Source organism: Priestia flexa NBRC 15715, from assembly GCF_001591565.1.
Lineage (GTDB): Bacteria > Bacillota > Bacilli > Bacillales > Bacillaceae_H > Priestia > Priestia flexa.
Genome location: NZ_BCVD01000133.1, coordinates 1 through 9,394, shown reverse-complemented (window position 1 = coordinate 9,394; position 9,394 = coordinate 1). Strand labels below are relative to the sequence as shown.

The window sequence follows — 9,394 nt, the reverse complement described above, 5'->3', positions numbered from 1 at the left end:
TTTATTTTATTTGCTCATTAAGCCATTGAACCGTTTGCTTTTGTTGTTCTTCAGGAGAAATAGTCGCTTTATTGTCCCCAATTTGTTCACCATATAGACCAAATTGGGCATTATTTGCTCTTTTTAACTTTACTATTTTTGTATTTTTTGATAATAAATGCTTCGTTTCAGAAATCTTATTAGGCGTTGATAAACCATCTTTGTCACCTGTTAATGATAAAATTGGATAATTTGTGTTTGAAAAGTCATTTTTGTTCATTAGATAGGAAGCTAATAAAATGAGTCCCTTTACCTTACTTTGATGATTGTACGCATAAGAACTCGCTACAACTCCTCCTAAAGAGTGTCCTCCGATAAACCAATTATTAATAGTAGGGTGTTCCTTCATGATTTCTTCTGCCTTGTTACTTGAGAAGAAACTAACATTAAAAGGCGCATCTACTATCTCTACTAGATATCCTTGCTTTGCGATTTCCTGTTGCATAATAACCGTATGCCATTGCTTCTACTTTTGCACCTTGGTAAATAATAGAGCCACCTTTTATATCAGTATTATCATCTGGCTGAAAAAGTAGGTAGCCATCTCGTTGTATCGCTTGCTTTGGGACACCTAAATTTTCAACTTCTTGAGAAGGCTTGTAATCAAACTGTGTCCAAATGACAGAGAATGCTACCACGACAGCAAATAAAACCAAAACTCCTACCGCTAGTACTTTAAGTAATCGCTTAAACATAAAATTCCTCTTTTCTTTATACTATCGAATGGAACATGCACATACTTTACATTATCTTGTAGCAAAAATGCATCTTTATGAATGAAAATGATGGTTCTACGGAACAATAAAACAAATTAACCAGCAAAGGAATTCTGTATGAAGCATATTACTTACCAAACGCACAAGCGACATAAAGCCTATGTTAGCTTGTTTGGCACAACTCAGCTCCACCTTCGAAATCCGTATATCATTGCCTGGTGGTCGGCGGCTTTTCCTGGCTTCGGTCATCTTTTGTTATCTAAAAACATTACAGGGCTGCTCTTATTCATTTGGGAGGTTTATACAAATATTCATGCCAACATTAATGTTGCAATGGTATATTCTTTTACTGGTAGGCTAGAAGAAGCCAAAAGCATATTGGATACTCGATGGGCGCTTTTATATATCCCTGTTTATCTATTTGCCGTTTGGGATAGCTATCGCACAACCATCGACATAAACAAAGTGTACGTGCTGGCTGAACATCAAAATGAACCTTTTGATATCTTTAAAATGGGCGCTTTAGAAGTCAACTACCTTGATAAACGAAGCCCCCTAGTAGCCGTCATGTGGTCCATACTCATGCCGGGATCTGGTCAGCTTTATATTCACCGAATTATCATAGGTTTCTTCTCTTTAATTTGGGTAGTCGTATTTTTTTATCAATCACAATTTCTTCCCGCGATTCATTTTCTATTTTTAGGAGACATCCCAAGTTCAACAAGCGTTTTAAATATAGAATGGCTTTTATTTCTTCCTTCTATATATGGTTTTAGCGCCTATGATGCCTATGTTAACACCATTGAGAACAATAAATTATATGATCGTGAACAGGCTGACTTTCTTTCACAAAACTATCAGCAATACCGCTTTTCATTAAAACAGCGATTGTAGCTTCTATACGCTAAATCCCGATATAGTAAGGAGCCCATTATGCAAGTATTCTCTACTTTTAATCACTCAATTTACCTAGAGCTCGCCATTGTAGCATTGGAGCGCAGTGGTATTCCTAAAAGCCAAATTTTAGCCATCCCACTAGAAGTAAAAGATGATCATTCTTTACTTTTCGATAGTATTCATCAATCAGACGGCATTAGCTTGTTTGACATCGCTGCTGGGCTGGCAACAGCTTTTGCAGTTATAGGCGTAAGCGTTGGATTCATCTTAACATGGGGACCTATATACTGGGGCTTGATTGGTGCTGCTTCAGGGTTTATCATTGGCTTTTTAATTAACTTTATTTATTATAGAGTTGTTAAAAAGCGAAGTAAGCATGAGCAAACGGCGGAAGTGATTTTAATCGTAGAGTGTATACCAGAACAAACAGATCGTGTAATTAAAATATTAAAAACAAACTTCTCCAAGGGATTAGCTGTTCTTTCATAGAGCAAAAAGAAGTTGGGACATAAGCATTTCTGTCAACCATCTATCCGAACTAGCGCAAGTTAACTTCTTTTGATAGTTCAGGTATTTTCTGTCGGTTTGGAAAACACCTTTAAAAAACTAGTGAAATGGAGCGTAAGACATTCAACTCCTGCGAGAAAGAGAGGGAAGGTTGATACCCCGCAGCGCAGCGAGGAGGTTCAAATTCCTCCCCGTGGAAAGCCAGTATCTGCAGCGCAATGGAATGGACTTGCTCTTACACCCTAACGATTTTAGAAACGTCATGACTCGTCTTTGAGAAGAGAACATTTATTTACGTCTTAGCCTCTTTCTATACTTAGTGGATATCTTTTTTCTTAAACCTCCCTCCTCTTACTTCAGCAATATTTGCTACCGCAAAAAATGCAGTTGAATCAATTTCATCAACAATTTCTTTTAGCTTTGCTTCTTCTAATCTTGTGATAACGCAAAAGATTACTTTTTTATCATCACCCGTATATGCTCCTTCTCCTTTCAAGTACGTTACTCCTCTGCCTAACCTTGCTAAAATAGTTTCACCAATTCGTTCGTACTGTTCGCTAATAATCCAAGCGGACTTTGACTCGTCTAACCCCTGAATAACAATATCAATTGTTTTAAAAGCAATGAAATAAGTCATTAACGAATACATAGCACGGTCCCATCCAAACACAAACCCTGCACTTCCTAAGATAAATAAGTTAAAGAACATGATAATTTCGCCAACGGAAAAAGGCGTTTTCTTATTAAATAAAATAAGTAACACACGCTTAATAATCATTTTGCGAGGTAAAGACCGATGCACTATTTTTACCTTTTCTTCTTCAACGGGCAGCATTGGGACATCCACTCCTTTCTTTGATTTTATCACAACATTCTGAATATTTTCTTTATTTTATTTATTATATTTCGCATCTTAAGCATTAAACCATGAATATATTGGATAAAATTGTAGATGATAACAATTGTAAGGTTACACAAACATTTTTCATCTTCAAAAAACATTCAAATTAAAAACAGTTTAAAAGTTTTCAAAATTACATATTGGATATAAAATATTTGTACAACATTTGCACAAACGTTAAACAAAAAAAGTACACAAAAGGAGAATGAAGCAAATGAAAAAAATTAAAGTTAGTATCACTTCTTTAATGACTGTTTTATTACTTGCTTTTACTGGGCATTTCGCATCAGCTGCAAGCAACGATGCAATGGTACGTGTTGTTCACGCTTCACCAGATGCACCTGAGGTTGACGTATACGTTGATGGAGAAGCTGCTGTTGAAGGTGCTGCTTTCAAAGATGCTACTGATTATTTAAATCTATCTTCTGGTGAACATAAAGTTGACATCTATGCTGCTGGTACAAATGGAAAAGAAGAAGCTGTCGTTTCTACAAACTTAACAGTTGAAGCTGGAAAAGCTTATACTGTAGCTGCAATTAACAAAGTTGCTAATTTAGAGTTAAAAGTGCTTGAAGATGATATGAATGCTTCAGAAGGAAAAACAAAAGTGCGCGTAGGTCACTTCTCTCCTGATGCTTCTGCAGTAAATGTAGGCGTTGCAAACGGTCTAACCCTTTTTGAAAATGCATCATTTAAACAAGTAACAGATTATACAGAAGTAGATGCTGGCACATATGATCTAGAAGTAACAACTACTGATGGTAATACGAAAGTATTAGACCTTACAGGTACAAACTTAGAAGCAAATACAGTTTACACGGTACTTGTTGTAAATACTGCTGACAGCCTTGAGCCACTTGTTTTAAAAGACAATACGGCAATGCCTTCTGAAATGCCCAAAACAGGTATGGGTGGAGCTTCTGAGCAATCAAATGACTCCCTTCTTCCTGTATTAACTCTATTAGGAATTGGAGCAGTTGCTATCTTTGTTGTTCGTCGTCATAAAGGCTACGAAAATTAATGAACAACATGAGATGGGCTCTACCAATTATATGCACTGCTTTTTTAGGATTAGTTGGCTGTTCAGCTCAGTCAGTCGCAACAACTTCACAGCCCGATCCTGAAAAAGTAAAAATGGCAGAAACAAAATCAACAAATTCGCCCCCACAAGCGTCGGTTGATGTTTCTGCCCCATCTCAGCTTACAATACCAAAGTTAGACATTCAAGCGCTGATTGAAAAAACCGGCTTAACTAATGATGGACAAATGGATGTTCCTGATAACGGTGATGATGTCGCTTGGTTTGAACCAGGCACAAAGCCAGGAAATGAAGGAAATGCTGTTATTGCTGGGCATGTTGATGATAAAGAAGGACCTGCAATTTTTTACAACCTTCATAAACTTGATAAGGGTGATGAGATTTTTGTATCTGATGAATCGGGTAACGTACTTACATTTGTTGTTATTGATAAAAAAGCCTATCCGCGTGAAGATGCACCTTTACGAGAAATCTTCGGTCCAACGTTTGATCATCATCTCAATTTAATAACGTGTACAGGATTATTCGATAAACAAAATAAAACACATGAAGAACGCCTTGTTGTTTATACAAAACTTCAGGATACTAAAGTAGCCAATGCTCAATAAGCATTGGCTACTTTTATGATTTTTCCACTATATCCATGAAAACATCTTGTTCTATCGGACATACTAATAAATACGAAATCTTCGTTTACACGCACTTCCTTACTACTTTAAAATAAAAGCAGATGAACAGGAGGCTACTATATGCACAAAAAATGGCTTATTGTACTTTCAATTACATGCTTAGTAGGGGTTGCTTTTTTTATTAGTAACACCAACATCGCTAATACGGCTGAAAAAGACCCGCTTATCATTGCTCACCGCGGAGCTTCTGGCCATGAACCAGAGCATACGATAGAAGCCTATAAGCTGGCACAAAAAATGAAAAGTGACTATATTGAGATTGACCTGCATATGTCTAAAGATGGTCAATTAGTTGCCATTCATGACTATGCCCTACACCGTACAACGAATGGAACGGGATATGTAAAGAATAAAACCGTAAAGCAACTGCAGACTTTAGATGCGGGAAGCTGGTTTTCTAGCAAGCGAAAAGGAGCTTATATTCCAACGCTTGACGAAATTTTTGCCACGTTTGGAAACGACATTCGTTATTATATTGAAACAAAATCACCTCATGAATATCCCGGTATGGAAAAAAAGCTAATGGCTCTTTTAGATAAGTACACTATAAATAAACAACAGCTTATTATTCAATCGTTCAGTGATGAAAGTTTGCGGACTTTTCACCACTTAGAACCTTCCATTATGCTCATTCAATTAGTTTCCTATAGACAAGGTTTATTAACGTCACATCAATTAAAAAATATTCATCGATACGCTGATGGAATTGGCTCAAGTTCAAAGACGTTAACAAAAAGCTATATAAAAATGGTCCAATCATACGGACTAGACATTCATGCTTATACGGTAAACGATACAAAAGAGATGAAAAAGTTAATTCAATGGGGCGTGAACGGTATTTTCACTAATTATCCTGACCGTCTATATAAAGTCGTTCATCCTTATGAAAAGCCCCTTTTTACATTTAATTTCCCGGTGTAAAAGGGGCTTTATTGTACTGAGCAAAGTTAAATATCTCGGTTACGGACAATTGATAAATAAAAACCTATGACGACAGCTGAGTAAGCAAGCCCCCAACAAAAGCCTATCCAAACATGAATATCCTCACTTATAAAGTGTATCAGGGCTGCTATTGGCGGCAATAAATAAATAACCATTTGCAAACCTTCATAAGGATAAGGAACACCCGCTACTGCCAACGTTAATACCAACACAAACACTGGGCCAAACCACGAAAGATTACCAGTGCGAAGCATATGACGAGTGAACAATAATGACACGCTCATGCTTGTTAAGCAGCTTACTAAATGCAGTAAATATCCAAACACTTGCTCCTTAGCAGTGGGCATTGAAGAAAACATGTCAAAGACGATTGGATATAAAATTGAAACAGCGCTTAGAATAATTGACAGCACTACAGCACTGATTATTTTACTGATGAAATAAACTGATTTCTTCCTCACATGCAGCCTTGTAATTCTTTCTTGCTTACTATTTTCCGCGTGCATAAATGAAATTGTAATCCACGAAAAGATAAAGAATAAATAAATAGAAGTATTATAGAAACTGTCTAATACCGGATTTGGTGTGTATGTATAGGTAATAATTAATAAGATTAAATACAAAGCCAATGGCGGAATATACCGATATGACTTTAAATATGTAAGATAATGATATCGTATCAATGCAATCATTTCTAATAGTCTTCCCTTTCAATAATTTCTACACGATGAATATCCGCTCGCACATCAATTAGCTCTTTGAGCAATTGATTCATGTCTTGCTTTCTAATATAAAGCGTATAGCGACTGCCGTGTTGCTCAACCTTAGCACACTTACCTTTCAGCTCTCGAATAGGCTTATTCATAATAAAATCTGCTTCAATAACAGCCAGTTTATCTATACATTCAATACGCTGACTGCGAAGTATTTTGTGGGCACCAATTGTAATCACTCGATCCGCCGTTACTTGAATTAATCTTTCTTCATGACAGGTAAAAATAATTGTCATTCCTCGATCTTTTAATCGTCTAAACGCTTTCTCAACGTCAACCTGCGCTTTGGCATCTAGACCAGATAACGGTTCATCAAGAAGAAGAAGCTCTGAAGATCCCAGCATCGCTTGCATCATATTTACTTTCTGCTTCATTCCTTTTGAAAAAGAAGTAATTTCTTCGTATTTATACTCGGTCATATCAAAGGTCTCGAGCAGCTCTTCAATTTTTAACAGTAGCTTTTTTTTCGAGATTTGTTGAATACGTCCCATATGAAATAGATAATCTTGAAGCCGAAACGGAAGCTCTTGAGGGAATTGTTCAACCACAAAGGCCGGTAAACCAATGGATGTATCAATTGTTACGCTCCCCTTGGTTGGCTTAATTAACCCTCCTACAATCTTTAACAACGTACTTTTTCCGGCACCGTTCTTGCCAACAATCGCTACTGTTTCTCCCTTTTGAAAAGTTGTATGGACGTTCTCTAGTACCGTTTGCTTTTTGTATGATTTTGAGATATTTTTCAATTGAATTAATGATTCCATTTTACTTGTCCTTCCTTTAGTAAAACATATAATAAATAATGGTTAGTTAAATAGTAGCATATTTACTACATAAATAGTGCCTTCACATACATTTTTAGACAAGAAAATTAACTCTCAAAGGCGAATCGTGACGTTGCTAACATAAGTAAGTTATAGAAACACGTTCTTTGCATTGCACTGCAGACATTCCATTTGTAACTTATTTCCATAACCAACAAAAATATCCGAACGATTGCCAGTTAACTCGCAATCGTTCGGATATCTAGTTCACTGAAATGCTTATTTCTCAGCCCTTTGATTCTTCTACATATAAAGAACCATATGCTCTTCGTCAATGAATTTATCCTCTACATGTAGAGCTTGTTTTTCAAACCCATAGCTATTAAATCCTAAAGAAGTGTACAGAGCTTTTGCTCCTTGATTATTAGCTGCGACCACAAGATAAATTTGCAGCAGCTCCGTTGATTTTGAAGCTTGTTCAATAACTGCTTTTAAAAGTGATTTCCCAAGCCCCATTCCTCTTGCTTCAGGGGCTACGTACATTCCCCAGATATCTCCTTTATGCTGAATTTTTAAAGGTTTTTGTTTTTTATAACCTACAATTCCAACAAGTTTATCATCGAGAAACCCTCCCATGATAAACTCGTCTTCAAATGTAGGAAATTGCTTACGAATATCTGACACTTCTTTTTCACATTCTTCTTCATAGCTTAAAACAAAGCTTTCTGGATGGTCTCGTAGAGCTCTTAAACGTAGTTCCCAATAAATATCTGCATCTTCTTTGGTTAACAATCGAATGTTCATATCCTCACCTGGTTTTCGCTTATTGTCTTACATGTTAGGGCTCGTATACAGTGAAAACATCATTCCACCGATATAAATCATAATAATTATCAGGCACATCGACATCTTTAATGAGTATTTTTTCTTGCTTTGTACTACCAGCCATAATATTGGCTCTTTTACGATTCGTACGTATCCATAGGGTTTGCTTGGACTGATTGATATATGTTGGCGCATAATCCCCCCAACCTTTTAAAGGATTAGTCAATTTTTCTTGCTGGTTTTTTGCTAAGTTAATTGTATAAAGTGAGGGAAGCGGGCGTTTCTTAGCGTCGTTTGACCAATCCGCTTCTTGTACTCGTGAAATAATAATTTGCTTATTTGCTGCCCACGTAAAATCCCAGTCAGCAAAACCTTTTGGAGTAAAAATATGCTCTTTAAAAACGGGCATTTCTTTTAACGTGAACGTTTTATTTTCAGTAGCAATCCGACCTTCTCCATTAATAAAAGCTAGCTCTTGCTGATGGGGAGACCACTTAAACCAATTTGATACGTTTAGCATTGTACCGATTGATTGAAACGCTTTACCTTCAGAAGTTATAACGCATAGCGTGTTTCCATCAGCTGACATAGAAGCTGTCGGAATAGCTAAAAAGCTAATCCAATGTCCATTTTCTGACCACTTAAATTCGCTCGTTGTATAAGCAAAAAAAGAGTCGCTTGGATGAGGTAAGGTTGCAAAAGGTTCGACCTTTTTTATATCTAGATTTGCATTTTTTTCAACCGTATATAATTTAACCGCTCCCCAACCTCTCGGTGATAAGGTTGCTGACTCCGTTATTAAAAATTGTTTACCATCTGGGAACCATGAAAACTGATCAACGCCAAGAGCTACGTGGCTTTTTTTCTTTTGTTTAACATTGTAGATAGTTAAAATGTCGTTTGATATGTACGCTATCTCCATACCAGTTGGTGACCACTGATAACTTTGGACATCTTTTTCAATTTCAATTTGCTTGCCTTTTACACTAGCTACCATCAACGATTCTCCATTTTTATAGGCGATATAAGCTCCATGCTTTGACCAAATCGGTTCACTTGCCTCATTAGTTGAAGAAAGTTTTGTTTCTTTTCCGTTTTCATAAACCCACACGTCACCATCTCGAATAAAACTTACCTTGAAGTTAGAAGCTGATTCAACTGTACTTGGAAGCAATAATATCATGAAGAAGCATAAGAAAAAGCGCCTCATTTTGTCACTCCTTTTAATTAAATTTATCTGTCACATCTACTTCTTCTTATCCTTGCACAAATCCAAACATCTCATGACAAAAACCTATAAAA

The 9,394-nt window shown here is 36.5% G+C and carries 11 protein-coding genes and 1 pseudogene; 5 read left to right on the top strand and 7 right to left on the bottom strand.

All coding sequences use genetic code 11. The annotated features are described in order from the left end of the window. Position 1: 1 nt before the first annotated feature. Both BFL01S_RS17145 and BFL01S_RS21150 read right to left on the bottom strand, forming a co-directional pair. Complete coding sequence (locus tag BFL01S_RS17145) at positions 2–484, bottom strand: alpha/beta fold hydrolase (RefSeq protein ID WP_235859259.1); 483 nt, start codon at positions 482–484, stop codon at positions 2–4. Continuing rightward, positions 426–734, bottom strand: coding sequence for a hypothetical protein (locus BFL01S_RS21150; protein WP_235859258.1), 309 nt, complete (start codon positions 732–734; stop codon positions 426–428). Before BFL01S_RS21150 ends, BFL01S_RS17145 begins: the two co-directional genes overlap by 59 nt. A 138-nt stretch (positions 735–872) precedes the next feature. Here BFL01S_RS21150 and BFL01S_RS20575 point away from each other — a divergent pair, with 138 nt between their 5' ends. Both BFL01S_RS20575 and BFL01S_RS20570 read left to right on the top strand, forming a co-directional pair. Then, entirely contained in the window at positions 873–1,649 is a 777-nt protein-coding gene (locus BFL01S_RS20575; protein ID WP_061786436.1) for a hypothetical protein, read from the top strand. A gap of 39 nt (positions 1,650–1,688) precedes the next feature. After that, positions 1,689–2,141 (top strand): hypothetical protein, encoded by a 453-nt coding sequence (locus BFL01S_RS20570; RefSeq protein WP_061786435.1) that lies wholly within the window; start codon positions 1,689–1,691, stop codon positions 2,139–2,141. 334 nt (positions 2,142–2,475) lie between these two features. Here BFL01S_RS20570 and BFL01S_RS17130 read toward each other — a convergent pair. After that, a pseudogene (locus tag BFL01S_RS17130) lies at positions 2,476–2,922 on the bottom strand (YitT family protein); the annotation flags it as partial. Between the two features lie 352 nt (positions 2,923–3,274). Here BFL01S_RS17130 and BFL01S_RS17125 point away from each other — a divergent pair. The 3 genes from BFL01S_RS17125 (at position 3,275) to BFL01S_RS17115 (ending at position 5,709) form a co-directional block, all read left to right on the top strand. Further along, positions 3,275–4,081, top strand: a complete 807-nt coding sequence (locus tag BFL01S_RS17125) for a DUF4397 domain-containing protein (protein WP_061786434.1) — start codon at positions 3,275–3,277, stop codon at positions 4,079–4,081. An 8-nt stretch (positions 4,082–4,089) separates the two neighbouring features. Beyond that, positions 4,090–4,707: a class F sortase gene (locus tag BFL01S_RS17120; RefSeq protein ID WP_076512814.1), complete on the top strand. Its 618-nt coding sequence runs from the start codon at positions 4,090–4,092 to the stop codon at positions 4,705–4,707. A 141-nt stretch (positions 4,708–4,848) separates the two neighbouring features. Continuing rightward, a complete protein-coding gene (locus BFL01S_RS17115) occupies positions 4,849–5,709 on the top strand; it encodes a glycerophosphodiester phosphodiesterase family protein (protein WP_061786433.1) in 861 nt (286 codons plus the stop codon). 26 nt (positions 5,710–5,735) lie between these two features. On the opposite strand, the gene BFL01S_RS17110 is transcribed toward BFL01S_RS17115, so the two are convergent. The 4 genes from BFL01S_RS17110 to BFL01S_RS17095 form a co-directional block, all read right to left on the bottom strand. Next, positions 5,736–6,422, bottom strand: a complete 687-nt coding sequence (locus BFL01S_RS17110) for a hypothetical protein (protein ID WP_025911430.1) — start codon at positions 6,420–6,422, stop codon at positions 5,736–5,738. A gap of 2 nt (positions 6,423–6,424) precedes the next feature. Further along, the gene (locus tag BFL01S_RS17105) at positions 6,425–7,267 is read right to left on the bottom strand and encodes an ATP-binding cassette domain-containing protein (protein WP_025911433.1); all 843 of its coding nucleotides are present in this window, start codon (positions 7,265–7,267) and stop codon (positions 6,425–6,427) included. A gap of 303 nt (positions 7,268–7,570) precedes the next feature. Continuing rightward, positions 7,571–8,071 (bottom strand): GNAT family N-acetyltransferase, encoded by a 501-nt coding sequence (locus BFL01S_RS17100; RefSeq protein WP_061786432.1) that lies wholly within the window; start codon positions 8,069–8,071, stop codon positions 7,571–7,573. Between the two features lie 34 nt (positions 8,072–8,105). Then, positions 8,106–9,275: a TolB domain-containing protein gene (locus tag BFL01S_RS17095; protein WP_235859257.1), complete on the bottom strand. Its 1,170-nt coding sequence runs from the start codon at positions 9,273–9,275 to the stop codon at positions 8,106–8,108. Between the last annotated feature and the right edge of the window lie 119 nt (positions 9,276–9,394).